This window comes from Streptomyces sp. R-74717, assembly GCF_047305335.1.
GTDB classification, from domain to species: Bacteria; Actinomycetota; Actinomycetes; order Streptomycetales; family Streptomycetaceae; genus Streptomyces; species Streptomyces atratus.
Map to the genome: position 1 here is coordinate 2371370 of NZ_CP102361.1, position 26870 is coordinate 2398239.

The 26870-nt window shown below is 69.6% G+C and carries 21 protein-coding genes and 2 pseudogenes; 10 read left to right on the forward strand and 13 right to left on the reverse strand.

What is annotated here, in order from left to right; all coding sequences use genetic code 11:
• Positions 1–259 precede the first annotated feature (259 nt).
• Both NRF20_RS10710 and NRF20_RS10715 read right to left on the reverse strand, forming a co-directional pair.
• Positions 260–919, reverse strand: coding sequence for a LuxR C-terminal-related transcriptional regulator (locus NRF20_RS10710; RefSeq protein ID WP_266356783.1), 660 nt, complete (start codon positions 917–919; stop codon positions 260–262).
• The gene (locus NRF20_RS10715; protein WP_398629874.1) at positions 907–2136 is read right to left on the reverse strand and encodes a sensor domain-containing protein; all 1230 of its coding nucleotides are present in this window, start codon (positions 2134–2136) and stop codon (positions 907–909) included. Before NRF20_RS10715 ends, NRF20_RS10710 begins: the two co-directional genes overlap by 13 nt.
• A gap of 164 nt (positions 2137–2300) precedes the next feature.
• Here NRF20_RS10715 and NRF20_RS10720 point away from each other — a divergent pair, with 164 nt between their 5' ends.
• Positions 2301–3023 (forward strand): ABC transporter ATP-binding protein, encoded by a 723-nt coding sequence (locus NRF20_RS10720; RefSeq protein WP_398629873.1) that lies wholly within the window; start codon positions 2301–2303, stop codon positions 3021–3023.
• Positions 3020–5671, forward strand: coding sequence for an ABC transporter permease (locus tag NRF20_RS10725; protein ID WP_413752474.1), 2652 nt, complete (start codon positions 3020–3022; stop codon positions 5669–5671). The genes NRF20_RS10720 and NRF20_RS10725 overlap by 4 nt, the downstream gene beginning before the upstream one ends.
• A gap of 77 nt (positions 5672–5748) precedes the next feature.
• Here NRF20_RS10725 and NRF20_RS10730 read toward each other — a convergent pair whose 3' ends face one another.
• From NRF20_RS10730 to NRF20_RS10770, 9 genes and pseudogenes are all read right to left on the reverse strand, one after another.
• Positions 5749–6681 (reverse strand): LysR family transcriptional regulator, encoded by a 933-nt coding sequence (locus NRF20_RS10730; RefSeq protein ID WP_398629871.1) that lies wholly within the window; start codon positions 6679–6681, stop codon positions 5749–5751.
• A gap of 112 nt (positions 6682–6793) precedes the next feature.
• On the reverse strand, positions 6794–7987 hold the full coding sequence (locus NRF20_RS10735; protein ID WP_398629870.1) for a glycine C-acetyltransferase: 1194 nt from the start codon (positions 7985–7987) through the stop codon (positions 6794–6796).
• Between the two features lie 36 nt (positions 7988–8023).
• The gene (gene tdh / locus NRF20_RS10740) at positions 8024–9052 is read right to left on the reverse strand and encodes an L-threonine 3-dehydrogenase (protein WP_398629869.1); all 1029 of its coding nucleotides are present in this window, start codon (positions 9050–9052) and stop codon (positions 8024–8026) included.
• 291 nt (positions 9053–9343) lie between these two features.
• Complete coding sequence (locus tag NRF20_RS10745; protein ID WP_413752475.1) at positions 9344–12175, reverse strand: bifunctional YncE family protein/alkaline phosphatase family protein; 2832 nt, start codon at positions 12173–12175, stop codon at positions 9344–9346.
• 156 nt (positions 12176–12331) lie between these two features.
• Positions 12332–12772, reverse strand: coding sequence for a hypothetical protein (locus NRF20_RS10750; RefSeq protein ID WP_398629867.1), 441 nt, complete (start codon positions 12770–12772; stop codon positions 12332–12334).
• A gap of 5 nt (positions 12773–12777) precedes the next feature.
• Entirely contained in the window at positions 12778–13659 is an 882-nt protein-coding gene (locus NRF20_RS10755) for an ABC transporter permease (protein WP_413752476.1), read from the reverse strand.
• A complete protein-coding gene (locus NRF20_RS10760; RefSeq protein ID WP_398629982.1) occupies positions 13656–14561 on the reverse strand; it encodes an ABC transporter ATP-binding protein in 906 nt (301 codons plus the stop codon). Before NRF20_RS10760 ends, NRF20_RS10755 begins: the two co-directional genes overlap by 4 nt.
• A gap of 237 nt (positions 14562–14798) precedes the next feature.
• Positions 14799–15090 (reverse strand): annotated as a pseudogene (locus NRF20_RS10765) (MFS transporter); the annotation flags it as partial.
• Between the two features lie 420 nt (positions 15091–15510).
• Entirely contained in the window at positions 15511–16383 is an 873-nt protein-coding gene (locus NRF20_RS10770) for an alpha/beta fold hydrolase (protein WP_413752477.1), read from the reverse strand.
• Between the two features lie 136 nt (positions 16384–16519).
• On the opposite strand from NRF20_RS10770, the gene NRF20_RS10775 reads away from it, so the two are divergent.
• The gene (locus NRF20_RS10775; RefSeq protein ID WP_413752478.1) at positions 16520–16708 is read left to right on the forward strand and encodes a hypothetical protein; all 189 of its coding nucleotides are present in this window, start codon (positions 16520–16522) and stop codon (positions 16706–16708) included.
• A 176-nt stretch (positions 16709–16884) separates the two neighbouring features.
• Positions 16885–17073, forward strand: a complete 189-nt coding sequence (locus tag NRF20_RS10780; RefSeq protein WP_398629863.1) for a hypothetical protein — start codon at positions 16885–16887, stop codon at positions 17071–17073.
• A gap of 68 nt (positions 17074–17141) precedes the next feature.
• On the opposite strand, the pseudogene NRF20_RS10785 reads toward NRF20_RS10780, so the two are convergent.
• Together NRF20_RS10785 and NRF20_RS10790 are read right to left on the reverse strand one after the other, a co-directional pair.
• Positions 17142–17270: pseudogene (locus NRF20_RS10785) on the reverse strand (IS5/IS1182 family transposase); the annotation flags it as partial.
• Positions 17271–17394: 124 nt separating this feature from the next.
• The gene (locus tag NRF20_RS10790) at positions 17395–18405 is read right to left on the reverse strand and encodes a hydroxyacid dehydrogenase (RefSeq protein ID WP_413752479.1); all 1011 of its coding nucleotides are present in this window, start codon (positions 18403–18405) and stop codon (positions 17395–17397) included.
• 472 nt (positions 18406–18877) lie between these two features.
• Between NRF20_RS10790 and NRF20_RS10795 the strand changes: the two genes are divergently transcribed.
• The 6 genes from NRF20_RS10795 (at position 18878) to NRF20_RS10820 (ending at position 26723) form a co-directional block, all read left to right on the forward strand.
• Positions 18878–20206 carry an extracellular solute-binding protein gene (locus NRF20_RS10795; protein WP_413752480.1) on the forward strand — a complete coding sequence of 443 codons (1329 nt, stop codon included), beginning with the start codon at positions 18878–18880 and terminating at the stop codon, positions 20204–20206.
• Entirely contained in the window at positions 20203–21177 is a 975-nt protein-coding gene (locus NRF20_RS10800) for a carbohydrate ABC transporter permease (protein WP_398629860.1), read from the forward strand. The genes NRF20_RS10795 and NRF20_RS10800 overlap by 4 nt, the downstream gene beginning before the upstream one ends.
• A complete protein-coding gene (locus NRF20_RS10805; RefSeq protein ID WP_398629859.1) occupies positions 21174–22040 on the forward strand; it encodes a carbohydrate ABC transporter permease in 867 nt (288 codons plus the stop codon). The genes NRF20_RS10800 and NRF20_RS10805 overlap by 4 nt, the downstream gene beginning before the upstream one ends.
• A gap of 293 nt (positions 22041–22333) precedes the next feature.
• Positions 22334–23689 (forward strand): alpha-L-fucosidase, encoded by a 1356-nt coding sequence (locus tag NRF20_RS10810; RefSeq protein WP_398629858.1) that lies wholly within the window; start codon positions 22334–22336, stop codon positions 23687–23689.
• 44 nt (positions 23690–23733) lie between these two features.
• Complete coding sequence (locus tag NRF20_RS10815; RefSeq protein WP_398629857.1) at positions 23734–25167, forward strand: chondroitinase-B domain-containing protein; 1434 nt, start codon at positions 23734–23736, stop codon at positions 25165–25167.
• Between the two features lie 128 nt (positions 25168–25295).
• Positions 25296–26723 carry a chondroitinase-B domain-containing protein gene (locus NRF20_RS10820; RefSeq protein ID WP_398629856.1) on the forward strand — a complete coding sequence of 476 codons (1428 nt, stop codon included), beginning with the start codon at positions 25296–25298 and terminating at the stop codon, positions 26721–26723.
• The last annotated feature ends 147 nt before the right edge of the window (positions 26724–26870 follow it).

Consider the following 26870-nt stretch of genomic DNA (forward strand, 5'->3'; position numbering starts at 1 on the left):
CCTGCGGCGCCTGCGTCCGCGGGAGTTGTCGGTCTGCGGCAGGGCCACGACCACCGGAACCGGCAGTGAAGGCAGGCATCGGCGAACTGGCCCAGGAGGCGAAGTGGGCCATGGCCCGCATGAAGGACCAGCCCGGCTGAATGACCCGCCCTGCCGGTCGCGCGCCGCACGACCGGCACGACTGAACGAACGGACCGGGCGAGATCGTACGCAACCGGCCCGGCCGGACAGTTTCCCCGTCGACCGGGCACGGCACGCGTCAGCGCGTGCCCTTGCCCTCCAGATACGCGAGCACCGCGAGCACCCGCCGGTGCACCGTGCCGTCGTCCGCTTCCAGGCCGAGCTTGGCGAAGATCGAGCCGATGTGCTTGCTCACGGCCCGTTCCGTCACCACCAGTTCGGTGGCGATGGTGCCGTTCGCCTTGCCCTGTGCCATCAGTTCCAGGACTTCGCGCTCGCGCGGAGTGAGGCTCTGCAGGGGCTGGGCCGACGACTTACGGGTCAGCAACTGGGTCACGACCTCGGGGTCGAGCGCAGTGCCGCCGCCCGCCACCCGGTCGAGCGCCTGGAGGAACTGGTCGACACGGCCCACCCGGTCCTTCAGCAGGTACCCGATGCCCTGGGCGCCCTGGGCGAGCAGCTCGGCGGCGTACGTCTCCTCGACGTACTGCGAGAGGACCAGGATCGGCAGTTCGGGCATCTCCGCGCGGGCGGCGAGTGCGGCGCGCAGCCCCTCGTCACGGAAGGTGGGTGGGAGCCGTACGTCGAGCACGGCGGCGTCCGGGCGGTGTTCCAGCAGGGCGGGCAGCACCTCGGGCCCGGTCGCCGTGTCGGCCACCACCTCGTGGCCCGAGCTGGTGAGCAGCAGGATCAGCCCCTCCCTCAGCAGCGCGTTGTCCTCGGCGATCACGATCCGCACGGCAGCTCCACTTCGATGTGCGTCGGCCCCCCGGTGGGGCTGTTGATGCGGGTGATGCCGTCGAGGGCGGCGATCCGTCGCCTGATTCCGACCAGCCCGCTGCCGGCGCGTTCGTCCGCGCCGCCGTGACCATCGTCGCCGATGGCCACCCGCAGGGTGCCGGGGGTCCGGTCGATCCGTACGGTCGCGGCGGTCGCGCCGCTGTGTTTGCTGATGTTGGTGAGGGCCTCGGCGATGACGAAGTAGGCGGCGGCCTCGATCGCGGCGGGCAGCCGTCGCCCGTCCTCGACACCGTCGAGCTCCGCGGTGACGGGCACGCTGACGTCGGCGGCCAACGCCCGTACCGCACCGGCCAGGCCTCGGTCCGTCAGTACGGGCGGATGGATGCCGCGCACCACGTGCCGCAGTTCCGCGAGGGCCGCCTCCGCGCCGTCCTGTGCCTCGTCGAGGCGGATGCGCGCGGCGGCCGGGTCGCGGTCGAGGAGCTGTTTGGCGAGGCCGATGCGCATCGACAGGGCGACGATCCTGGCCTGGGCGCCGTCGTGCAGATCCCGTTCGATGCGTCGCAGTTCGGCGCCGTGCGCCTCGACCGCCCCGGCCCGGCTCTCGGTCAGCTGGGCGATCCGGTCGGCGAGCGCGGTGGACGGCGAGGAGGTGAGCAGGGACCGGGTCCAGCTCGCCGACAGATCCGCGAGTACGGAATGCCAGCGCAGCACCCATCCCCGGCGCGCGGGCAGCGGTGTCCCGTACTCGTCGGCGGCCCGCCGGTCCAGCAGGTGCACGACGGGCAGCGCGGCCCCGTCGACGAGGAGCCCGACCGGCCACAGCACCATCGTGAGGTAGCCGAGGGCGTTGCCCATGAGCGCCTGGATCGGCAGCCAGAGCGCGTCACGCCAGACCGTCGGGTCGGTGAGTACGCGTCGGACCCGCTCGGAGAGTTCACCGCCGTCCAGCGGTGGATACGGCGTCGGCGTGAACGGCACGCCGAGCCGCGCGGCTGCCCGGCGGCGCTCGAACTCCGCGAACCGGCGCAGCACTTTGGCGGCCTCGGGCAGGGCGGGCAGCCCGATGATCACGGCGGCGAACATCAGGGCCGCCACCACCAGGAACGTGCCCACGTATGCGAGCAGCGCGATCGGAATGCCGATGAACAGATAGCGCGACGCATCCCACGAACGCCGGATGGCGACCGTCAGCGGGGCGGGAGTGGTGCTCATGACACAGCACGTTACGGGGGTTCACCCGCCGCCGGAGTGGGGGCCTCCCCCTGACCGTGGTGGAGCTGGCTGAACCCCCTGTCCGGGAGCGCGCACCCTCGCCCGGGCACCCCCTTCTTCATAGCGTTTATGCAGGTCGGAATGGACGAGGCAGAGAAGGAACGGTGGAGTCGACGGTGGACACGATCACAGCGGTGCGGGCGACCGCGCTGAGTCTGGAGTCGGTAAGCCGACGCTACGGACGGCGTGGCGGCGGCCGGGAGGCGATCGCGCTCGACGCGGTGAGCTGTGCGGTCCCGGCCGGGAGCTTCACCGCTGTGGTGGGCCCCTCGGGATCGGGGAAGAGCACGTTCCTGCAGTGTGCGGCGGGCCTGGACCGTCCGACGGCGGGGACGGTACGGGTCGGGGGCACCGATCTCGGCTCGCTGTCCGAGGCCGCACTGACCCGGTTGCGCCGTGACCGGATCGGCTTCGTCTTCCAGTCGCACGCCCTGAATCTGGTGCCTTCGCTGAACATCGAGGAGAACGTCGTGCTGCCGCTGGTACTGGCGGGCGCCGACCCGGCGGACGAACGGGTGTTGGCCCGCGGCCGGGATCTGCTGGCCCGGGTCGGCCTGGCGGGCCGCGGTGGGCAGGGCCCCGCGACGCTCTCCGGCGGTCAGCAGCAGCGGGTCGCGGTGGCACGGGCGCTGGTGACCGAACCCGATGTGATCTTCGCGGACGAACCGACGGCGTCCCTGGACCCGGAGTCGGCGTCGCTGGTGCTCGGTCTGTTGCGGGACGCGGTACGGATCGACGGCCGTACGGTCGTCATGGTCACCCATGATCCAGTGGCGGCGAGCTGGGCCGACACCGTGCTGACGATGGACGGCGGCCGGCTGCGATGAGCACGAGTACGGGCATGGGCACGAGTACGGACACGCGCAGGCCTCACGCGGATGTGCGGTCCGGGGTGCGGCGGGCGTCGGCGTTCCTCGCCCGGCGTTCGCTGAAGACTCATCGCCGGGCCTGGGCCGCGGTGTTCGCGGCGACGACGGCCGCGGCTGCGCTGATCGGCGCGTTCGCTTTCGTCCTCGGTTCGCTGCTGCTGGCGCAGCCGCCGGTGGAGCGTCATGCCGGGGCCGACGCCGTGGTGGCGGCCGACCAGAAGGTGACGTACACGGCGAAGCCGTGGGGCAGCGAACCGCAGACCGCGACGACGTATCTGTCGGAACGGGTCCGTCTCGACCGCTCCGCGGTGGCGAAGGCGGCCGCCGCCGACGGCGTCGCGAAGGCCGTCGCGGACGATTCGGTCCCGGTGGCTGTGGGCGGCGGGAGCAGTGGTACCGGGGCCGGCGGGGCTTCGGCTGTCGGCCGTTCCTGGGCGTCCGCCACACTCACTCCGTACCGGCTGACGGATGGACACGCGCCGAGGACGTCCACCGAGGTGGTCATCGACAGCGCGCTGGCGGCCGCGGCCGGGAGCAAGCCCGGCAGCCATGTGACATTGCAGGTCGACGGGGCTCCCCATCCGTACGCCGTCACCGGTGTCGCCGAAACCGGTCACCGGGGCGCCGCCCCCGCCGTCTTCTTCACCGAGCAGCGGCTGACCGCCCTGGCCGGACACCCGGGCACGGTCGACGCCGTCGGCGTCATCGCTGTGAAGGGCGTGTCGGCCGACGAACTGCGGGCGTCACTGGACACCGCACTGCCCGACCGCACACACGGCGACCGCGAGGTCCGGGTCCTCACCGGCTCGGGACGCGGGCAGGCCGAGTACGTCGACGCACTCGGCGCACGGGGCGATCTGCTCCCGCTGCTCGCCTCCATCGCGGGAACGGTCCTCATGGTGGCGCTCCTGGTGATCGCCACCACCCTCTCCCAGGCGGTCCACCAGCGCTCCGGTGAACTGGCGCTGCTGCGCGCGGTCGGGGCGACGCCCCGGCAGCTCAGGTCGGCAGTCGGCCGTGAGGTGAGCCGGGTGGCATGCGCCGCCGCGGTGCTGGGCGGGATCGGGGCCGTACCGCTGGGGTTGCTGATGCGGTCGTTGCTGACCACGGACCCGCTGCCGCTGCCCGTGCCGGTGTGGCTGCCGTTCGCCGCGGGCGCCACGGCCGCGGTGCTCGTCGCGTCGGCGGCCCGTCCGGTGTCGATGCTCGCGGCCAGGTCCATCACCCGGCTGCGGCCCGCCGCGGCGCTGGGCGCGGCCCGTGCACCCGAGCCGGGCGAGCCCGGTCGGCTGCGTACGGCCGCCGGAGCGGTGCTGGCCGTCGCGGGTGTCGGTTCGGCGGGCGCGGCAACGGCGCAGGGCGGGCAGGCCGCCGCGGTGGCCGCCTCGGGTGCGGCGACGTCGCTGATCATCGCGGTGGCGCTGCTCGGTCCGTGGATCGCACGGGTGGCGATGCGGGTGCTCGGTACACCGGTACGGCGCGTGGGCGGGGTCTCCGGGTTCCTGGCCGCCAAGTCCGCCGCCGCGCACAATCGGCGCCTCGGTGCGGCGATCACCCCGATCGTGCTGGTCGTCGCGTTCGTCTGTGTACAGCTGGCGGCCGCCTCGACGCTGGAGCGGGCCTCCGACCGGCAGGCCGCTGCCGCGCTCCGGGCGGACCTCGTGGCGACCGGTCCGGCCGCCGGACTGCCGGCCGATGCGGCGCAGGCGGTGCGCAGGGCTCCCGGGGTGAAGGCGGCGACCGGTGTGCTGCGCTCCAGCGTCGTCCTCGCCCATCGGGAGATGGGCGATCCGAAGCTGGACCGGTTCCCCGTGCTGGGTGTGACGGCGGACCAACTGCCCGGCACACTCGACCCGCACGTCACGGCGGGTGATCTGGCGGACCTCACCGGCAGGGGCACGGTCGCGGTCGGCAAGGACCGGGCCGCCGACCTCGACATCGGAACCGGCGACACGGTGAAACTCCGCCTGGGTGACGGTACGGAGGTACGGCTCCGAGTGGTGGCGCTCTACGAACGGGCCCTGGGACTCGGCGAGTTCATGCTGCCGCGCGAGGCCCTGGCCGGGCATGTCTCGGCACCGCGCGACCAGCAGATCCTGATCCGCTCGGCGGACGGCGCGTCGGCATCGGCCTCGGCTGCGGCGCGCGCCCTCTCCCCGTACACGGGTGCGCAGGTCCGTACCGCGACGGCGGACGACGTACGGATCGCCCCGCCGTCGTCGGACCAGGACAACGCCCTGGTCACCATCGGTGTCGGGGTGATCGGCGGCTTCGCCCTGCTCGCGGTGATCAGCACGCTGTCCCTGATCACGGTGGGCCGCCGCCCCGAATTCCACCTGCTGCGGATGGTCGGCGCGGGCCGCCGCCAGGTGAGGCGGATGCTGGTCCTGGAGACGGGACTGGTGGCGGTGGCGGGCCTGGCGATCGGCACACTGGTCGCGGCGGTCCCGCTGGTGGCGTTCGCGGTGTCGACAGCCGGTTCGGTGCCGTATCTGCCGCCGGTGCAGTACGGGGTGCTGGCACTGGCCGTGACGGTGGCGGCGGGTGCGGGGACGATGTGGCCGGGCTCGTCCGGCGGCCGGTTCGTCCTCAAACGCCGAGCCTGAGCCCGTCCGACGGTTGAGGATGACGCCCGCCGCCGACGCGCGTCACGGGAGGCGGACGCCCCTCCCCCGGGCGCGCGTCACGGTGAGGCCGGCAGCGGCAGCGCCGCCTCCCGTACCGCCGCCGTGGCCAGCGCGTCGAGCACCGGCGCGATCAGCGGATGCCCCTCCGCGCCGTGCCGCACCGCGGCGAAGACCCGGCGGGTCGGCGCGCTGCCCTCCACCGGCCGCACCACCACCCCCGTGAGGTCCATCCCCCGCAACGCCGACCGCGGCACCAGCGCCACCCCGGCACCCGCGCCGGCCAGCGCGACCACCGCGCGGAAGTCGTCCGAGGAGTGCTCCAGCCTCGGCTGGAACCCGGCGAACTCGCAGGCCAGGACCACCACGTCATGGCACGGGTTGCCGGGGTACGGACCGATCCAGGGGTCCTTCTCCAGGTCGGCGACCGCCACCTGTTCCTGGCAGGCCAGCCGATGTCCCACCGGCAGCACCGCGTCGAACGGTTCCGAGTACAGCGGCACCCGGGTCAGGCGCCGGTCGTCCTCGCCGGGCGCCCCCCGGTACTCGACGGCGACCGCGACATCGACCTGCCGGTCGAGCACCATCGGCACGCTCGCATCGCCCTCGGCGTCCTGGACACGGACCCGGATGCCGGGCGCGGTGAGCGTCAGTTCGGCTATCGCGGGGGCCAGGACCAGGCCGATGCCGGTGGCGAACGCGGCGACCGTGACCGTACCGGCGTCCCCCGCGCCGTACGCGGCGAGCTCGGCCTCCGCCCGTTCCAGCTGGGCGAGGACCGCGTTGGTGTGGGTCAGCAGGATTTCCCCGGCGGCGGTGAGCCGGACGCCGCGCGCGCTGCGATCGACCAGCCGGTGCCCGGTCTCCTGCTCCAGCGCGGCGAGCTGCTGGGAGACCGCGGAGGGCGTGAGATACAGCGCGGCGGCTGCGGCAGTCACCGTGCGGTGGTCCGCCACCGCACGGAGAATGCGCAGCCGCCGTGCATCGATCATGTGCCCCATTGTCCCAGGTCACGGAGGTAACCCTGCCGCCCGGGTGAGGCTGTCGGACGGGGATGCCAGGTGGGCCCGGACGGAGCCCGGGACGGCACCCCCGTCCGGGGCGCTACTCCCCCAATGCGGCCCGCGCGTCGACGAACGCGTCCACGGCGCGGTTCACATCCGCCGTGGAGTGCGCGGCGGAGAGCTGGACGCGGATACGGGCCGCGCCCTGCGGAACCACCGGGTAGGAGAACCCGATCACGTACACACCGCGCTCCAGGAGCAGCTCCGCCATCCGGCCTGCCTTCGCCGCATCCCCGATCATGACGGGGGCGATGGCGTGGTCGCCGGGCAGGACGTCGAAGCCTTCCTCGGTCATCCGGGTACGGAAGAGCGCGGTGTTGGCATTGAGCTGCTCGCGCAGGTCGCCCGCGGCCTCCAGCAGGTCCAGGACCTTGAGCGAGGCCGCCGCGATGACCGGGGCGAGCGAGTTGGAGAAGAGGTACGGGCGGGAGCGCTGGCGCAGCAGCGCGACGATCTCGGCGCGGGCCGCGACATAGCCGCCGGACGCACCGCCGAGCGCCTTGCCGAGGGTGCCGGTGATGATGTCGACGCGGTCCATCACGTCGTGCAGCTCGGGCGTTCCGCGGCCGCCGGGGCCGACGAAGCCGACGGCGTGCGAGTCGTCGACCATGACCATGGCGTCGTAGCGCTCGGCCAGGTCACAGATCTCGCGCAGCGGGGCGACATAGCCGTCCATGGAGAACACGCCGTCGGTGACGATGAGCCGGCGCCGGGCGTCGGACGCCTCCTTGAGCTGCTTCTCCAGGTCGTCCATGTCGCGGTTGGCGTAGCGGAACCGCTTGGCCTTGGAGAGGCGGATGCCGTCGATGATGGAGGCGTGGTTGAGGGCGTCGGAGATGACCGCGTCCTGTGGGCCGAGGACGGTCTCGAAGACACCACCGTTGGCGTCGAAGCAGGAGGAGTAGAGGATCGTGTCCTCCTGGCCGAGGAACGTGGAGAGCCGCTGCTCCAGCTCCTTGTGTACCTCCTGGGTGCCGCAGATGAAGCGGACCGAGGCCATGCCGTAGCCCCAGCGGTCCAGCGCCTCGTGGGCGGCGGCGATCACGTCGGGGTGGTCGGCGAGGCCCAGGTAGTTGTTGGCGCAGAAGTTGAGCACCTCACCGGGGCGGCCGCCCGCGGTGACGGCGACGGTCGCGGACTGCGGGGTGCCGATCACGCGCTCGGGCTTGTGCAGTCCGGCGGCCTCGATCTCTTCGAGGGTGGTGCGCATGTCGTCGCGTACGGAGTCGAACATGAGGGGTGTCTCCCAGCTGTCTACGAGGGCGTCGGGTCAGGAGGTCCAGTCGAGGATGACCTTGCCGCCGCGGCCGCTCGCCGCGTCGTCGAAGGCCGCTTCGAAGTCGCGGTAGCCGTACCGGCCGGTGATCACGGGGGCGAGGTCGAGGCCGCCTTCCAGCAGTACGGACATGGCGTACCAGGTCTCGTACATCTCGCGGCCGTAGATGCCCTTGATGGTGATCATCGAGGTGACGATGCGGGACCAGTCGACGGGGAACTCCTCGGACGGCAGTCCGAGCATGGCGATCCGGCCGCCGTGCGTCATGTTCTCGATCATGTGGCGCATCGCCTCGGGCCGCCCGGACATCTCCAGGCCGATGTCGAAGCCCTCGCGCAGTCCGAGGCGCTTCTGCCCTTCGAAGATGGTCTCCTCGCTGACGTTGAGAGCGAGGCTGACGCCGACCTTCCGGGCCAGTTCCAGCCGGGCCTCGCTGACGTCGGTGATGACGACGTTACGGGCGCCGGCGTGCCGGGCGACGGCCGCGGCCATGATGCCGATCGGTCCGGCGCCGGTGATCAGGACGTCCTCGCCGACCAGCGGGAACGACAGCGCGGTGTGCACGGCGTTGCCGAACGGGTCGAAGATCGCGGCGATGTCGAGGTCGACGGGGCCCCGGTGGACCCACACGTTCGACGCGGGCAGGGCGACGTACTCGGCGAACGCCCCGTCCCGGCCGACGCCGAGCCCGAGCGTGGAGCGGCACAGGTGGCGGCGACCCGCCAGACAGTTGCGGCACTTCCCGCACACGAGGTGGCCCTCGCCGCTGACCAGGTCACCGACGTTGATGTCGACGACATCGGCGCCGATCTCCGCGACCTCGCCGACGAACTCGTGGCCGAGGACGAGCGGGGTCTTCACGGCCTGCTGCGCCCAGCCGTCGTAGTTGCGGATGTGCAGATCGGTGCCGCAGATGCCGGTGCGGAGCACCTTGATCAGTACGTCCGAGGGGCCGATCTCCGGCTCGGGCACGTCCATCAGCCAGAGTCCCGGCTCGGCCTTCTGCTTCACGAGTGCCTTCACGGCTGCGGCTCCCTGCGCTGGTACGGCGTTGAGTACCCCGGGCCGGGGCAGCCTTGAGGAAGCCTGCGGCCCGGGGAAGAAAGAGGGACGGCATGGCAGCACGCGTCGATCGGCTGCCGCGCACCATCCTCTGCCGTCACGGAGAAATCTGCCGCACCCCGCGCCACAGGTCCATCGAGGTTTTCTTAAGCGCGCCCGCAGCTCCGCTTCATGCCCTCTGATCTCCGTACGGCCGGTCGAAGGGCCGGCCGCCCTTCAAAGGGCGACCGGCCCCCGCGCATGTGTCCGTGATCAGTCGCCGAGCTCCTGCGGCGGGTTGTCGCGGCCCGGCACCTCATTGGGTGCCAGGACGCGGCTGTCGCCCGGGTACGGCTTGGCCCATCCGGTGGACGCGTACCAGGTGATCCGGTTCAGCTGGGCCGGGTTCACCTGGTCCTCGACGGGGTGGGAACCGCCCGTGCTCTTCGCCTGGATCGCGCTCCAGGCCTCCCACTGCGCGGCGATCTCCCGCAGATGGGCGGGCACCTGCGGGCGCTGCGCACCCCTGTCGGCCGCCTTCGCGGCAGCCGCCGAGGCCGGCTTCTTGAGCCCGTAGTCCAGCGGGATCCGGTTGGGCAGGCTGGTGTACGGGGTGAAGTCGGGCTTCTCCGTGAACAGGTCACGCATGGGCTCGGCGGCCCGGTCGATCTGGTTCATCGGCTGGGCGCCGAGCATCTGCTCGATGGTCTTCACCACGTTGATCTGGGTGTAGTACGTGGAGGTGACGGCGCCCCGCTTGGCGTAGGGGCTGATCACCCAGAGGGGTGCGCGGTGCCCGTCGACGTGGTCGACACCGGCCTGCGAGTCGTCCTGGAGGACGAAGATCGCCGTGTCCTTCCAGAACTTGCTGTGCGAGATCGTGTCGACGACCCGGCCGACGGCGAGGTCGTTGTCGGCGACCATCGCGGTCGGGTAGGGGTCGATGCCGCTGGTGCCGTTGGTGTGGTCCTGCGGCAGCGCCATCATGGTGAAGTTGGGGAGCTTGCCCTTCTTCTCGTACTCCTTGAAGTACCGCTGCCAGATGTCGACCCGGTACTGGTCGGGGATGTCGGTGTCGAAGGTCGGGTAGTCCGGGTGGTTGATCTTGTTGACGGAGGGGACGTCGGAGGTCGAAGGGTAGGCGCCGATGGGGGTGTTGAGCTCCCCGGTCGCCTTGCCCTCCAACACCTGGGAGTCGTGGTACCACTGCGCCCAGGTGGGCGCGCCGGTCGCCGGGAGGGCGATATTGCCCGCGTACTCGCTGAAGTTGTCGACGGACTTGCCGGCCCGCTCGACGGTGTTCCAGAGGAACCCGCTGCGCTGGTAGGCGAGGGCGTCATTGCCGAGCGAGGGGTAACTGCGGTACCAGGTGCCGAATTCGTGTTCGATGTAGTCGTTGTTGTCGGCCTGGGTCAGCCAGTTGTGGCCGTCGGCGGAGAGCGTACCGACGTCGTAGAAGTTGTCGTTGACGCCGAACTCGTCCGCCAGGGCGTGCTGGTTGGGTGTGACGGTCCGGCCGAACTGGGCCAGGGACGGGTCGCTGTCGCCCTTGCCGATATCGCCGAGCACCTGGTCGTAGGTGCGGTTCTCCTTGATGATCAGGAAGATGTGCTTGATCTTGGAGGGGCTGCCGAGCTTGGCCGGGATGACCTGCTCGCGGTCGTGCGCCGAGCCGTAGGTCTGCTTCTGCTTCAGCAGCTTCGCCCAGTCGTTGTTGATGAAGACCCGGTGGGTGAGCCCCCCGAGCTGTCGCTTGGACGGCATCGGGAAGGTGGTGACGGAGGCGGTGTCGTTGTATGTGTTGTGACCGGTCGCCGTACCACCGTTGTTGGGTCCGGCGCTCGGGCCCTGGCTGTTCCGGCTGGGGGTGCCGCGGGTTCCGATGCCCTTGGCGTTGGTGACGACGACGTCCCCGGTGGCCCGGCTCACCTGGACGCCGCTCGGGTACCAGTCGGTGGGGATCAGTCCTTCGTAGCGGACGGGGGCTATGCCACCGTTCCAGCGGTACTGGGCCAGTGCGTTGTCCCGGCCCAGGCTGACGAGCAGGGTGTGGTCGTCGGTGAAGGCGAAGGCGTTGGGGGCGCTGCCGACCGAGGAGCCGGGCAGTGGGTTGACGTTGAAGGTCTGGGTGACCTTCTTCGACTTCACGTCGATGACGGAGACGCTGTCGTTGTTGGAGTTGGCGACGAGCAGTGAACGCCCGTGGAGCAGCAGGGCGCTGGGCTCCAGGCCGACGCGTACGGTCTTCGTCTCCTTCTCCTCGGCCAGGTCGACGACCGAGACGGTGCCGTTGGTGACGGCGCCGTTCTTGGTGTCGGCGACCACCGGAGTGCCGTTGGAGAGGTTGGTGTTGTCGCCGTCCTTCGCCGGACGTCCGCCTTCGTTGGTTACGTAGGCCTCGCCGCCGGTCAGGACCACCTGGCGGGGCGCGTTGCCGACCGGGATCTCTTTGGCCAGGATGTTCGTCGCGGTGTCGATGACGCCGAGGGTGTTGCTGCCGTTGAGTGCGACGTAGAGCTTCGCTCCGTCGTCGGACAGGGCCATGCCGCCGGGCAGGGCGTCGCCGTGCGAACCCTTGAGCGTGATCGAAGCGGCGGGCGCGGGAACGACGGTGCCGTCGCCGTTGACCGTGAACCGCAGCAGGGTGTGGGACTGCGGGAACCAGAGGGTCCTGCCGTCGGACGAGTAGAGCGGCCCGTCGGTGCCGGCCTTGCCGTCGCCGATCTTCTTGTCCCCGCTCGCCCCGGTGCCGACGCGCTGGAGGACAGCGCCGGTGGTGACGTCCATGAGGGTCAGATAGCCGGTGCCGTGCAGATACGTGAGGGCGGCGAGGGTGCGTCCGTCGGGGCTCAGTGTGCTGGACAGCATCCGTGCGTCGTTCACCAGGTGGCGGGTGCCGAACGGGGCGACGCGCTGGTTGCCGGGCAGCAGTATGCCCTGGGCGGTCGTCGTCCCGTCGACCTTGTTCTCGCCGAAACCGCCGAGTCCGCCGAGTCCGCCGTTGATACCGACGACGGTGGCCGCGGCCGTGGTGCCGAGTGCGGCCACCAGAGCGATGGCCGCGATCGCCGTACCGCTCATTCTCCTGAGGGGTTTGCCGAGCATCCTGTCTCCTGTCTCGCTCCGTGGCATCCGGTCCGGATGCCACGGCGACGCTAGGATCTGGCCGTGAACGGTACGTGCCGTGTCCATGTGTCGCGGCGGCGTCCACTCGGCAAACAGTCTGTTCCCAACACCCCATGACTGAAAGGCATTTGTCGGTCAAGAGACGTCGAAGCAGCCGTCGAACTCGTACAGCGGGTTGGTACGGATCACTCCGTCGATGTCCTTCATCAGCTGCTGCCCGACCTGGGTGGCGGGCCCCTGCGCCGTGAAGCACCCGGTGGGCAGCACATGCACTTCGTACGTCAGCGGCCGGGTGACCCCGCCGGGTGACGGCCAGCGCACCACACACGTCCAGTCGTCCGCCGCGCCCCGGTCCGGCGAGGACTTCGTGCCACGGTTGCAGTCGGCCCAGCGGTCCGGGCGTTCGGCCCGGTCGTTGCCGTGCTGGGCGCGCTGCTGGAGCACGTACAGATTGCTGAACTCCGGTCCGAGCGCGCCTTCGAGGCGCGCTTTGGTGACATCGGTCCCGGCGCATCCGCCGACCGTGACGATCAGCGCGGCCACTGCTCCGGCCGTCAGGATGATCCGTCGCATCATCGAGCTCATCCCTTCGTGAAGTCGCGTCGGAGCATGTGGAAATAGCCGACGGTCAGACATACGACCGCGCAGCCGACGCTGACGTACGCCCCGGTCACCAGCGGCCGGTGGAAGGCGGGTTCGGTGGTGAGCCCGTGCCAGGCGTCGAACGCTGTCGTCGGCAGGAGGCGCCGGACCGGTCCGAGCCCGTCCACCAGCGACACAAGCTGCAACAGCAGCCCGAGCACGGCGGGTGCGCCGATACCGGCCGCGCTGTGCCGGGTGGCCAGCGAGAAGAACACGCCGAGCGCGGTGAAGGCGAGGCAGGGCAGCAGCATGTACAGCCAGCTCTCCACGACGATCCCGGCCGCCCGCCCCGCCTCGATCTCCTGTCCGGACAGCCCGACGAGCGGCTGGTGACCGATGACCAGCACCCCCGCGGCAAGGCTCCCCGCCCCCAGCAACAGCACCACCGCGACCGAGTAGGTGACGGCCGCCAGGGTCTTCCCTGCGAAGATCTGCCCACGGGTACGGGAGCGGGTGAGGATGGTCTTCCAGGTGCCGTGATGGTCCTCGGAGGAGAAGATGTCCCCGGCCACCAGGCACACCAGCAGCGGCAACGCCCACTGCCCGGCGAACCCGAGGACGACGAGCGGCACGGCGAACCCCGAGTCGTGCGCCCACCGTCCGAACAGCGTGTCCGACGGCAGGGTGTCCTGGGCCTTGAGCCCCAGCGCGAAGAGGAACGGCGCGACCAGGCAGAGTGCGAGCACCGCCCTGATCCGCCACTGTGCGCTGAGCTTCTCCAGCTCCCAGAAGTAGACGGTACGGGCTCCGCCCCGACGGCGGGCGGCGGTCCGCTCGGCTTCAGGCACCTCGACCGAACTGTCGCATGTCACATCACTCATCGGTCCGACGCCTCCTCGGTCAGGCGAAGAAACTGCTGTTCCAAGGAGGTGGTCTCCAGCCGCAGTTCACGTACGGCGACGCCGGCCCTGCCCAGCTCCAGCACGAACCGGTCGAGCGCCTCGCGCTGCGCCCGCACGGCGAGCCCGGCAGCCCCCTCACGCGCGACCGACACCCCTACCGCATCCGCAGCGGCCTTCTCGGCTGCCCGGTCGTCGCTGGTCAGCAGACGGTGCGCGGGGTCAGGGGCGTGATCCCGGAGTTCGTCGAGTCCCCCGGCGTACACGATCCGCCCATGATTCATGATCGTGACGGTGTCGCAGAGCTGCTCGACCTCGGCCATGTTGTGACTGCTGAGCAGCACGGTGAGCCCGCCCTCACCGAGCTCCCGCACGAGCGCCCGCATGTCGCGGACCCCGGCGGGGTCCAGCCCATTGGCGGGTTCGTCGAGCACAAGAAGCCCGGGGCTGCGCAAGAGTGCGGCCGCGATTCCGAGCCGCTGCCGCATCCCGAACGAGAACCCGCCGACCTTCTGCCGCGCCACCCCACTCAGATCGACGCGCGCCAACGCATCGCCGACGGCCGTCTCATCGGCCCCGCCGCCGTCGTAGGCGGCCAGCAGCGCCAGATTCCGCTCGGCGGACAGATAGGGATAGAACCGCGGACTCTCCACAAACCCGGCCGGCCCATCGAGTCCCCCGCCCCCGGCCCGCCGCACCTCGCGCCCCAGCACATGGAGTTCACCTTCGTCGGGCCGCACGAGCCCGAGCACCATCCGCAGAAACGTCGTCTTCCCGGCCCCGTTGGGCCCGAGCAGCCCGTGCACTCCCCCGACTCGAACAGTCAGATCGACCCGGTCCAGGGCGACAGTGGAGCCAAACCTTTTACCGACCCCCCGCCCCATCACAGCCGCCACACCCACGCCCGAGCCGTCCAACCGCGCTCACCTCATCCGTTGCCACCGTCAACGGGCGGCATTTTACGGATAGTTGGCAACGGCAGGGCGAAGCCCGAGCGAACACGGCACGATCAGGACTCGAAGGCGGACGCCCACTCGAGGGGCAGCGGATCCCAGGAGGGACACGACGCCACTGGAACGGCCGGGTCAGCACGACGGCGCCGTCGCGTGCTCGTCGGCTTCTCAGCGAGCGGCCGTCGGCGGCGCGTCCTGCGGGGCCGGAAGCGTCCGTCCCAGGCGGGCGAGCGAGGACAAAGCCATCAGCAGCGGGGACAGCACCATGCCGGCGACCGTCGCCAGGAGGCTGGTGCCCCCCGTCATGCGCGAGGAGGCCGCCGAGCAGTGAGCCGAGCGGGGGCAGTCCCGTGCCGACAAACGTGATGGTCGCCGCCGCGCGGCCTTGCATCCCGTTCGGGGTGACGGCCTGCCGGACGGCCATGACCGTGACGTTCACCAACTGGCCGAAGGCCCCGAACTCCCTGGAACGCACCATGGGGCATGGGCCTGTAACCACAAATGCCACCGTTACAGGGGGCACCCCGCGCGGGATGCGTCGATATTAGCGGTTGAGCGATACCCGCAGAGCTGATGACGCGATCACGAGTGGGCCTTGCCCACGCCCCGGGGAAGTCGCGTTCGCCTGGGGCCCCGCCCGATCAGTCAACTGGTACGCACCAGAACGTAGCGCCGTCGAACAACGCAGATGACCGGAGTCACCGATCCGCTGTCGCAGCGCAAGCTGTGCCGCCTCACCCGAGGTTGCGTCAGGTGAGCGGATGCTCAGCGGTCCGGCGCCACGCACGGGCCCGTCCTCACGCACGCCTTCCTGGCCGCAGCCACAGCACACGGGTGTGCTCACAGGACAAACATAGAAGTCCGGCTGGAGTGCCAAGCTTCAGGAACTCCGCAAGAAGTCCCTGATACACCGGGCGAGTTGTTGCGGCTGGTCCTCGGGAATGAGGGTGTAGCTGTCGGCGATCTCCACGAGTTCACCCTTGGGCAGCACCTCGGCGAGCCTGCGCCCGTGCTCGGGCGGCATGACCTTGTCCTCGGCCGCCCAGGCCACCAGAGCCGGGCGGTCGAAGTCGCGCAGCTTCTCCGCCCACCGCAGGAGTTCGCTCTTGGGCGGCACGCCGAGGACGTACTTCCGCAGATCCCGCCGGATCTCCTTTGACGTCCACAGCGGCCGGAACCACGCGTCCATCACCTCATGCGGCACCGGACGCTTGCTCATCCACCCCCAGGTCATGGGCAGCCGCCGCATCGGCTTCGCCTTCAACAGGGAAAAGGCCAATTTCAGCCCGCCGGGCAGTTTCGCGGAGGTGTGGAGATTGCTACCGGGCAGCCCCGGCGGGAAGTTGTCGAACGCCTCGCAGGAGGTGATGACGAGCCGGCCGATCCGCTGATCCCGCCCGTCGGCAACGAGAGCCTGCGCCCCGCCCCAGTCACTCATCACGAGGGTGACATCGGCGAGATCGAGCGCATCGAGAAACTCCGCGACCAGCCGGGCCACCCCGAGCACCGACAGGTCGGCGTCCGGCTTCATGGGCCGGCGGTGGCCACCGAGCGGCAAGGTCGGTACGACACATCTGCAATCGGAGCGCAGATCGGCGACGACATGCCGCCAGAGCGAGCCGTCCATCGCCACACCGTGCAGCAGGACGACGACGGGGCCGTCACCACCGGTGTCCTGATACTCCACCGGGCCTGCGGACAGTTGGACCTCGGACGCTTGCGGTGCCGGCGATGTGTGGGGCTGTTCGGTCACGGCGTGTGCACTCTCCTCGGTTTCCGACGGACAGGGTCATGCGCTGACCCGAACCTACGCCGGTGGCGCACGCCGGGGCACCCCGCCCCCGACACGCCACGCCCCGTGGCCGGCCCCTGAGCGTGACCGGGCCCCGGTGGCGTTCAGCCCCGACGGGCGCACCCTCGCAGCCACGACCGACGACGGCGTCGCCGGCTTGTGGAATCTGAACGTCGACGCCGCGATCCGGCGAATCTGCAAGAGCAGCGCCGGTGCCCTGAGCCGTCAGCAGTGGAAACGGCATATTCCGCAGCTTCCGTACACACCGCCGTGCCCGGGCGGCTGACGACTGAACCACCTCAGCGCTTCGGTAGCGCCGGTCCGGGGTGGCGCAGGCTACACCCTCGATTCGGGAGACAGCTCCGCTGCGCACGGCCGGGGCTGCGAGGAGAGTTGATCACGTAAGCGAGGCTGCCCCGCACGAGGATGGCCGGTCACTTCCCCGCACAGGAGACGTCCCACATGAAGGCCATGCTCTGGACTCTGTTCGTAGCCGCTCTCGCCGCAGCCGTCTACTTCACCAACTTCGGTGACCTCACCGGCACCACATCGATCCTGGCCCGGGTGGCCGCCGCGGTCGTCGCGGTCGGCTCCGGGATCGGCCTGTGGCTGACGCGGAGCAGCGAATCCACCCAGGACAGTGCCGGCTAACGCGTATTGCAGAAGGTTGTATTCCGACAGGTCAGAGCCGGATTCGTGGGTTCTGGCCGCGCGGTCGGGGCGAAGTTGCGCATGTGGGCGACAGCCTGGACCGCGTGGTGGAGGCCGTCGCCCCGTTGTCGGCAGTCGCGGAGGATCTTGTAGTTCTTCATACGGGCGAAGACGTGCTCGACGCGGGCTCCGACCCGGCACACGGTTGCCGGCGAGCACCCCAACAGTGGCGCAAATTGCCGCATTGCGAGGTTCGTTGGCTCACCATCTGCACCTGCCCTAACCCCCGGGCCCGCAGGTGCCGCTGCGACTTCTGCGGCGTCAGGCCAGGGACGGGGCGCGGGTGGGGTCGATGGCGTACTGAAGAGGCTGGTCCCCTATGAAGCGGCGGAGTTCGTCGAGCACCAGCTCTCCGAGACGGTGACGTTCGGCCCCGAGGGCACCGCCGAGATGGGGTGTCAGGACAACGTTGGGAAGGGCGAAGAGTGGCGAGTCACGGGCCGGAGGCTCCGGGTGCGTGACATCGAGTACAGCGGTGAGGTCGGGTCTGGCACGCAGGACCTCGACTGCGGCTCGCTCGTCGATGAGCGCGCCACGCGCGGTGTTGATCAGCGTCGCGCCCGGCCCCAGGGAGTTCAACAGCCGTGCCCCGATCGTGCCGCGGGTCTCAGGCAGGAGTGGTGCGTGAAGACTGACGACGTGGCAGGTGGCAAAGAGCTCCTCAATGCCGACGAGCCGGACGTTTGCCCGCCGGGCGGTGTCTGCGGAGGCGATGGGGTCCGTGGCGAGGATCTCGATGTCGAAGCGGCTGAGGTGGGCCGCAACGAGACGACCGATGTGCCCGAGCCCCAGCAGGCCCACGCGTGACCGGTAGGCACCCGGGACCTTGGGATTGTGAGGAAAACGACGACTGCTCGCCACCTCCCGGGTGATGCGGTGTACCTGCTTCAGCCCGAGCAGGACCTGAGCGAGAGTGAACTCCGCCACCGGAATGGCGTTGGCCTCGGCCGCGGAGACGATCGGAATACCGCGTGCCCAGAAAGCGGGCGTGGTCAGGTGCCGTACGGAGCCCGCCGCGACGAGGACGGCCTGCAGCTGAGGGGCATGCGCCAGGAAGGCGGCATCGAGGACGGGCGCGCCCCAGCCCGTGAGCAGGACGTCGGTCCGTCCCAACACGTCGGGATCCTCGTCGAGCTGCTGCCGTGTGAGAGGTGGCCCCTGCCAGTGCACGAGCCGGTCGATTTCGGCCAGAACCTCGCGCGGATAGACGTCTGCCCTGCGTTCTTCCTCCATGACCAGCAGTGCTGTCGGTCTGGGTGCCGGCTCGTTCATATCGGTTGCACTCCTCAGCTCTTTCGCTGACAGGCCGTCAGTGACTCGGCTCACGACCCCCGGTCGGGCGTGTGGGGAAATGTCTGACCGGATGTCGAAGATTGGCGTGACTTGTTCAGCGCCCCGACAACACACTGCAGCACGATACATCGGATGATTGAAAAACAGTCAAGTGAAGCTTGGTCGCCTGACGTTCGCCGTCCCAGCGGCTGTCACGATCGTGCACAAAGTTGGGCGTTCGGCGCCCAGGGTGACTGAACCGCCCTTCTTCCAGGTAATACTTCGAGGCATCCACGACCCTCGCCGGGGCGTCGAACTGCGAGGGTGGCGCACGGAGACGTATCTGCGCAGATCTCGCGAGCCATCGCAAGATTTTTGTATTCATCGGACTATTGACCGCCGATTCGGTCCCCGTTAGCGTCCCCAGTAAGCGCTTTCCAGGCCAACTGTGATGCGGAAAACGGGAGTTGTCATGCAGAGATCGCGGTGGGTCGGTGCGGGTTTCCTCGCTTCGGCACTGGTCCTCACCAGCTGTACATCCGGGCCTGCGGGAGTGGACGCCAAGCAGAACTCCAAGGCACCGCTCGAGTTGTGGACCAGGACCACACCGGGCGGACCGGGAGAGCAGGGCACGCTCAAGGTCGCTGCCGCCTTCGAGAAGGCCACGGGCTACAAAGTCAAGGTCACGGCCATCTTCGACGACTTCGAGACCAAGCTGCAGCAGCGGGCCGCGCAGAAGAACCTCCCCGACATTGTCATGAACGATGTGACGCAGCTCGGTGCCATGCACAGCCAAGGCCTGCTCCGGGAGATCGACCTGGACAAGGTCAAGAGCAGTGAGCAGGCCGTTGGCCAGGCGCTGGACTCCGGCAAGAGCGTGGACGGCAAGCAGTTCGGCCTGCCGTACTCGGCGCAGGCGTCCGCGCTGCTCATCCGCAAGGACTGGCGGGAGAAACTGAAGCTCCAGGTCCCGCAGAACTGGGACGACTTTGCCGCGATGGCCGAAGCCTTCACCACCAGGGACCCCGACGGTGACGGCAAGAAGAACACCTTCGGCCTCGCCGCTCCCCTGTCCACCAAGCGCGGATACGCCTCCTGGTACTTCTCCAACTTCCTCTGGGCCGCGGGTGGAGACTTCATCACCGAGACCGGAGACGGCAAGTACAAGCCCGCGATGACCACGAAGCAATCGGTCGAGGCCGTGCAGTGGTTCCGCAGCCTCGGCTGCAAGAACAAGGTCATCCAGCCCGGTGCCGTAACCATGGAGACCCCGCCCACGAATGAGACGTTCGAGGCGGGCCGGACCGGCATGTTCGTCGTCGGCCCGTACCTCATGCCTCGCTTCGACGAGACCCTCGGCAAGGACAAGTACGAGGTCGTGCCGATGCCCAAGGGCCCGAAGGACGCCACCGTACTTGCCGAGGGTGGCTCCATCTACCTGATGGCGGGCTCCGAGAACCGGGCGGGCCAGGACGCCTTCGCCGACTTCGCCATCTCCGCCGAGGGCCAGAAGACCGGGATGCAGGGCGACACCGGCTTCACCGTGCAACTGCCCGTCAACAAGACGGTGGACATCTCCAAGGTACGTCCCGACCCCCGCTGGACGACCTATGCCGAGGCGTACCAGAACTCCGGGCGGTACGCACCGTCCATCCCGAACTGGACCCCGGTTCGGCAGACGACCGCGGAGACCATCAACGCGCTGATGGCCGACTGCGACCTGGACATCGAGACCAAGTTGGGCGAGCTCGACAATCAGCTCGCCGGCATCCTCAAAGAACAGGGAATCGCCGCGTCATGAGTCTCGACCAGGCGAATCCGGCCGCCCCCGCGGAGGCCGGCCCCGGCGCCCGGAAAACGGGCCGCCCGCCCGGCGCGACCGCCGCCGACCGCCGCGGCCGCAACCGCCGGGCGGGCCGATGGTGGACGCCTTGGCTGTTCCTGGCCCCGGCACTGCTCCTCTTCCTGTACTTCAAGTTCATCCCCATGGCCAACGCGCTGACCATGTCCTTCCAGGACGTCCAGCCGTATCTCGGGAACAAGTGGGTCGGCACCGAGAACTACTCCACGGTGCTCCACTCCGACGGCTTCCGCGAGGCCGCGTGGCACACCGTCGTCCTCGCCGCCGGGCAGACAGCCGGCTCGATGGCTCTCGGCCTCGTACTCGCGCTGCTGATGGAAGGACAGGGCCGCCGACTGGGATTCGTGCGTTCCGCGGCGTTCCTGCCGGTCGTGGTGCCCATCGCGGTCGTCGCCGAACTCTGGCGGATCATGTACCACCCGACCGAGGACGGAATGCTCAACTCCATCCTCGGCCTGGTGGGGCTCGGCCCCTCCGGATTCATCAACGACCCCGACACGTCGATGGCCTCCATCATGCTCACCGGCATCTGGCGGGGCGCCCCCTACGACATGATGATCTTCCTCGCCGGGCTCACGAGTGTGGACCGCGGTCTGTACGAGGCCGCGAAGGTCGACGGCGCCTCCAGGCTGCAGCGGGTGTGGCATGTGACGGTGCCCGGACTGCGGTCGGTGTTCTCGATCCTGTTCATCCTCGCCGCGATCCGCGGACTGCGCGTGTTCACCGAGGTGTTCCTGCTCACCAACGGCGGGCCCGACGGCTCCACCGAGGTCGTGATGACCCTGATCTACAAGCTCGGGCTGGAGCAGAACCGACTCGGCGTCGGCGCGGCGGGAGCCGTCCTGCTGTTCATCGCGACGCTGATCCTGACAGTCGTCGTCCACCTGTTGCGACGGAGGGAGAGCAAATGAACGCGCCGACCGAGACCGCGCTGGGCCTGACCGAGAGCAGGAGCCCGGGCGGGCGGATCCTGAAGGCCGTCACCTACCTGCTGGTCCTGATCGTCTTCGCCGGGCCCCTGCTGGCCCTGCTGGTCAGCGCCTTCGGCCATGTCAAGGACCCGACACAGCTGAGCATCATCCCCTCGGGCGCCACTCTGGACAACTTCAGGATCGCCTTCGACCAGGGCGTGCTCGCGTACCTGCTGAATTCGTTCTTCGTGGTCGGCTTCGGACTGCTGCTCCAGGTGGCCGTCTCCGTCCTGGCCGGATACGCGCTGGCCAGGAAGGTCTTCCCCGGGATGACGCTGGTGCTTGTCGCCATCCTGGCAACACTGATGCTGCCCGAGGAGATCCTGGCCCTCCCGCTGTCCTTGATCCTCGCCGACCTGCCGGTCGTCCACTTCAACCTCATCGGCACCCTGGCCGGAATGATCGTCCCGTTGGGAGCCTGGGGGTTCTCCATCCTGGTGATGACCGAGTTCATGAAGGACGTGCCCCGGGAACTCGAAGAGGCCGCTCGTATCGACGGTGCGGGCGACCTGCGCATCTTCGCCCAGATCATCCTGCCGATGTGCAAGCCCGCGCTCGGGGTCATCGGAGTCTTCGGCTTCACCATGATCTGGGACCAGTACCTGCTGCCCCTCCTCGTCTCCACCGACTCCTCCTCCTACACGCTCCCGCTGGCGCTGCGAACCCTGCGGATCGACCCCGCCGTAACCCCCGGAGTGGTGATGGCCGCTTCCCTGCTGGCCCTGCTTCCCTCCGTGATCGTCTTCCTCTTCTTCCAGCGTTCCTTCGTCCACGGTCTGTCCTCCGGCGCCCTGAAGGGCTGACCCGGCAAGCTGTCCACCCGTCAGGACCCCGGTCCCGGAGTGGAGCTGCACCGCGACGCGCTCGCCCGCTCGAGCGGTGCCTGGCCTGCGGGCCGACGCGTGGCGACGACACCGCCCACCTGGCACGTGTCGCCCCACCGGCCGGCTGCGCGAGGACGTCCGTCAGCCGGTCCGATTCCCGCCCGCCATATCTCGAACCACACCGCACAACCAGCCCTCCGGTCGAGCCGACCGGAGCGCCGACAGCGCACCGAACGCGCCATCGGACGCCGACGACAAGGAGCGATGCCCCCATGACCCCGAGCGCCGACACCCCACAGGCGTACCCGTCCGCGCCTGCCGCGACCACGGGTCCCGCGGCGACCCCGGACACGGCCTGGTTCACCACTGACCGGTTCGGGATGTTCGTCCACTGGGGCCTGTACTCCCTCGCCGCACGGCACGAGTGGGTCAAGAACCGGGAGAAGCTGACCGACGAGCAGTACCAGGTCTACTTCGACCACTTCGATCCCGACCGCTACGACCCGGTCCAGTGGGCCAGAGCAGCCAAAGCGGCGGGCATGCGGTACGTCGTCCTGACCACCAAGCACCACGACGGCTTCTGCCTGTGGGACAGCGCCCTCACCGACTACAAGGTCACCAACACCCCGCACGGCCGCGACCTCGTCGGGCCGTTCGTCGAGGCGTGCCGCGCCGAAGGGCTCAAGGTCGGCCTCTACTACTCCCTGATCGACTGGCACCACCCGTCCTTTCCCGTGGACGGCACCCACCCGCAGCGTGACGACGAGGAGTTCAAGGCCGCGACCGCCGACCGCGACATCCGCGACTACCAGCGCTATCTGCACGGCCAGGTCCGTGAACTGCTCACGTCCTTCGGACGCGTCGACTACCTTTTCTTCGACTTCTCGTACGCGGGCCGCAGTTGGTGGGGCGGCAAGGGCCCGGACGACTGGGATTCCCCGAAGCTTCTTGAGACGATCCGCAAACTCCAGCCGCACGTCCTCGTCAATGACAGGACCGGCCTTCCCGGCGACTTCGTCACCCCCGAGCAGTACCAGCCCTCCGGCCCCATGACCAAGGACGGGCGGCCTGTGCTGTGGGAGGCGTGCCAGACGCTGAACGGAAGCTGGGGCTACGACCGCGACAACCTCGACTACAAGAGCGCCGACCTGCTGATCCGCATGCTCGTCGACGGGGTGTCCAAGGGTGGCAACCTGCTGCTCAACGTCGGCCCCACCGGCCGCGGCGACCTCGACCCGCGCGCCGTCGCCGTCCTCGGGGAAATCGGCAGGTGGATGGAGCTGCACGAGCGGTCGGTCCACGGCTGCGGCCCGTCCCCGTACACCGCCCCCACCGAGTGCCGGTACACCCAGCGCGGCGACCGGCTCTACGTCCACCTGTTCGCCTGGCCGTTGCGCCATCTGCACCTGCCGGGACTCGCCGGCCGGGTGCGCTACGCCCAGTTGCTGAACGACGCGTCCGAGATCACCCAGGTCCATATCGACCCCGACCGGCCCGCGCTCAACACCGAGATGGGCGGGCAGCCCGCCGGAACGCTCACGCTCCAGATCCCCGTCCAGCGCCCCGACACCCCCGTGCCCGTCATCGAGCTGTACCTGGACGCTCCGGCCGACCGGGCCGACGGCTGAGACAGGTCCCGGCCCCGATCCACCACCACACTCACGGAGGCATCATGCAACGCCGCACGTTCCTCATGGGTACCGCGGCAGGGGCGGCGCTGGTCGCCGTCCCCACCGGCGGTCTCCTGACCGCAAGCGCGACGGCGGCCCCGGCCGCCGTCGGCTCACTGGACGAGCTCCAGGCCGCGATCGACCATGCACGGCCCGGTGACCGGATCGTCGTCGCCGACGGCAGATACACCGTCCCGTCGGACAGGCCCGTCACCATCCGGAACAAGCAGGGCACCGAGCGCGCGCCCGTGACCGTCGTCGCCCAGTCCCGCGGCGGCGTCGTCCTCGACGGCGCCCACAGCTTCGTCTTCGACCGGTCCAGCCACATCACTGTCAGCGGATTCTCCTTCCGTCAGAGCACCACCTTGGAGATCCCCGAGACCTGCTCGCACATCAGGCTCACCCGCAACGATTTCCAGCTCGCCGACATCGAGGGCGTTCACTGGGTGATGGTGCGTGCGGACGACAGCTCGGTCGACCACAACCACTTCCACGGCAAGAGCACGCTCGGCATCTACCTCGGTATCGAGGGCGCGGGCACGGAGGAGATGGCCCAGCGCGTCCACGTGTACCGGAACTACTTCTCCGACCACAGCTTCGCCGGGTCCAACGGCGGTGAGCCGATCAGGCTCGGCGTCAGCCCCCGGGCGCTGTCCAGTGCCCACGCGGTCGTGGAGTACAACCTGTTCGAGCGCTGCGACGGCGACCCCGAGGCGATTTCCGTCAAGAGCTCGGACAACGTCATCCGGTACAACACCATCCGCGACAGCTTCGGCGGGATCGTCCTGCGGCACGGCAACCGCAGCCGGGTGGAGGGCAACCATCTCGTCGCCGGCACGGAAGGTCTGCGGATCTACGGCAACGACCATGTGATCGTCAACAACTACCTCGCCGGCCTGGCCGGGCGGGCCCTGGTGATCGGCAGCGGTTCGGCCCGCGACCACCTGCCCGGCGAAACGCCCGAGGAGCGCCGCGGCAACGACGCACCCGACCGGGTCGTCATCGCGTACAACACCCTTGTGAACAACAAGGGCACGCTCTCCGGGGAGAGCCAGCGCCCGCACGAGCCGCGGGACGTGACCGTCGCCGACAACCTGCTCGTCTCGGACTCGGGCGAGCTGGTCGCGATGGCGGACACCGTTCGGTTCACCTGGTCGGGCAACATCCTGTGGGGCGCTGCCGCCGACGGCAATATCCCGGCCGGTGGCTACACCCGTATCGACCCGAAGCTGGTGACGGGTCCGGACGGCGTCGCCCGGCTGGCCCCGGACAGCCCGGCGATCGACGCGGGCACGCTCGGACGGCCGCCCGTCACCCACGACATCGACGGGCACCCGCGTGGCCGGGCCCGGGACGTGGGCGCGGACGAGTACTCCAGCAGGCCACCCAGGCGCCGGCCGCTGACCCCGGCCGTTGTCGGCCCCCACTCCCGCTGAGCACGCGCCCGAGAGGGACAGCCGGTCCGGTTCACCTCCGACTGTCTTCACCGCCGGTCACCCAGCACGTCCAGCCGCGGGGGCTGTACAGATCGGCCCGGTACATCCTTGTCGCTACAGGAGGCATCATGCAACGACGCACGTTCCTCAGAAGCACCGCGGTGGCAGCCCTCGCCGCCGTGCCCCTCACCACCTCGCTGTCGGGGAGCGCATCGGCGGCCGACATACCGGTCGGCTCCCTGGCCGAACTCCAGAGCGCGATCAACGGCGCCGCACCCGGCGACCGGATCGTCGTGGCTGACGGTACCTATACCGTGCCGTCGGGGGGCGCGATCAACGTTTCCGGTAAGAACGGCACCGGCGCCGCACCGATCAGCATCGTCTCGAAGACCCGCGGCGGTGCCGTGCTGCGCGGCGAACGCAGCTTCGTCTTCAGCAATTCGAGCAACATCACCGTCAGCGGCTTCGCCTTCCGGCAGAGCGCCACGATGGAGATCCCGGCAAACTGCTCGACGATCCGGCTGACCCGCAACGACTTCCAGTTCGCGGACATCGACGGCCTCTACTGGGTCGTCGTGCGGGCGAACGACTCGGAGATCGACCGGAACCACTTCCACAACAAGACCACCGCCGGCATCTTCATCGTCGTCGACGGCCCCGGCTCGACCGACATGGCCCAGAACCTCCACATTGTCAAGAACCACTTCTCCGACCACAGTTTCACCGGTGCCAACGGCGGTGAGCCGATCCGGCTCGGCGTCAGCGGCCGGGCGCTGTCCAGCGCCCACGCGGTCGTGGAGTACAACCTGTTCGAGCGCTGCGACGGAGACCCCGAGGCCATCTCGGTGAAGTCCTCCGACAACACCGTCCGTTACAACACCATCCGCAACAGCCGCGGCGGGATCGTGCTGCGCCACGGCAACCACTCCACGGTGGAGGGCAATTACCTGATCGGCGGCACCGACGGGGTGCGGCTGTACGGCAACGACCACCTGATCGTCAACAACTACCTCAACGGGCTGTCGGGCCGGGCCCTGGTGGTCGGCAGTGGCACCACCCGTGACCACAACTCCGGCGAGACGGCGGACGAAAGGCGGGGGAACGACGCGTGCGACCGCGCGGTGATCGTGCACAACTCCCTGCTCAACAACGCCGGCATGCTCTCGGGCGAGACCAGGGAGTACGAGCCGCGGGACGTCGTCATCGCCGACAACCTGCTTGTCGGCGACTCCGGCAGCCTCGTCGCGATGGGGGCCACCACCGGCTTCACCTGGCAGAGCAACATGGTGTGGGGTGCGGCCTCCAACGGCAATATCCCATCCGGAGGTTACACACGGGCCGACCCCCGGCTCAGTCAGGGACCGGACGGCATCCTCCGGCTGTCGGCGGGAAGCCCGGCGATCGGCGCGGCCACGCTGGGCAGCCCGGCAGTGGTCGATGACATCGACGGCGACCAGCGCGGCAGCACGCGGGACATCGGTGCCGACGAGTACTCGACACTGCCCGCCCTCCGCCACCCCCTCACGACTGCGGACGTGGGTCCGAACGCATCGTGAGCGGCCACCGGTGACGGGGCGGCCGGTGAGACGGTCCGCCCGGCCCATCGGCCGCCCCGGCCCACCGGCCGCCGTCGTACGGCCCCGGGAAGGGCCACAGAAGTGCCGCCGCGAGGCGACCGCAGAAAGGGAATGACGTGACCGTGA

Bases quoted from the DNA above. Each gene is read 5' to 3' on its own strand.
- NRF20_RS10715 (WP_398629874.1), bottom strand. From the start codon at position 2,136: ATGAGCACCACTCCCGCCCCGCTGACGGTCGCCATCCGGCGTTCGTGG.
- NRF20_RS10725 (WP_413752474.1), top strand. From the start codon at position 3,020: ATGAGCACGAGTACGGGCATGGGCACGAGTACGGACACGCGCAGGCCT.
- NRF20_RS10730 (WP_398629871.1), bottom strand. From the start codon at position 6,681: ATGATCGATGCACGGCGGCTGCGCATTCTCCGTGCGGTGGCGGACCAC.
- NRF20_RS10735 (WP_398629870.1), bottom strand. From the start codon at position 7,987: ATGTTCGACTCCGTACGCGACGACATGCGCACCACCCTCGAAGAGATC.
- NRF20_RS10745 (WP_413752475.1), bottom strand. From the start codon at position 12,175: ATGCTCGGCAAACCCCTCAGGAGAATGAGCGGTACGGCGATCGCGGCC.
- NRF20_RS10750 (WP_398629867.1), bottom strand. From the start codon at position 12,772: ATGATGCGACGGATCATCCTGACGGCCGGAGCAGTGGCCGCGCTGATC.
- NRF20_RS10755 (WP_413752476.1), bottom strand. From the start codon at position 13,659: ATGAGTGATGTGACATGCGACAGTTCGGTCGAGGTGCCTGAAGCCGAG.
- NRF20_RS10760 (WP_398629982.1), bottom strand. From the start codon at position 14,561: ATGGGGCGGGGGGTCGGTAAAAGGTTTGGCTCCACTGTCGCCCTGGAC.
- NRF20_RS10780 (WP_398629863.1), top strand. From the start codon at position 16,885: ATGAAGGCCATGCTCTGGACTCTGTTCGTAGCCGCTCTCGCCGCAGCC.
- NRF20_RS10790 (WP_413752479.1), bottom strand. From the start codon at position 18,405: ATGAACGAGCCGGCACCCAGACCGACAGCACTGCTGGTCATGGAGGAA.
- NRF20_RS10795 (WP_413752480.1), top strand. From the start codon at position 18,878: ATGCAGAGATCGCGGTGGGTCGGTGCGGGTTTCCTCGCTTCGGCACTG.
- NRF20_RS10800 (WP_398629860.1), top strand. From the start codon at position 20,203: ATGAGTCTCGACCAGGCGAATCCGGCCGCCCCCGCGGAGGCCGGCCCC.
- NRF20_RS10805 (WP_398629859.1), top strand. From the start codon at position 21,174: ATGAACGCGCCGACCGAGACCGCGCTGGGCCTGACCGAGAGCAGGAGC.
- NRF20_RS10810 (WP_398629858.1), top strand. From the start codon at position 22,334: ATGACCCCGAGCGCCGACACCCCACAGGCGTACCCGTCCGCGCCTGCC.
- NRF20_RS10815 (WP_398629857.1), top strand. From the start codon at position 23,734: ATGCAACGCCGCACGTTCCTCATGGGTACCGCGGCAGGGGCGGCGCTG.
- NRF20_RS10820 (WP_398629856.1), top strand. From the start codon at position 25,296: ATGCAACGACGCACGTTCCTCAGAAGCACCGCGGTGGCAGCCCTCGCC.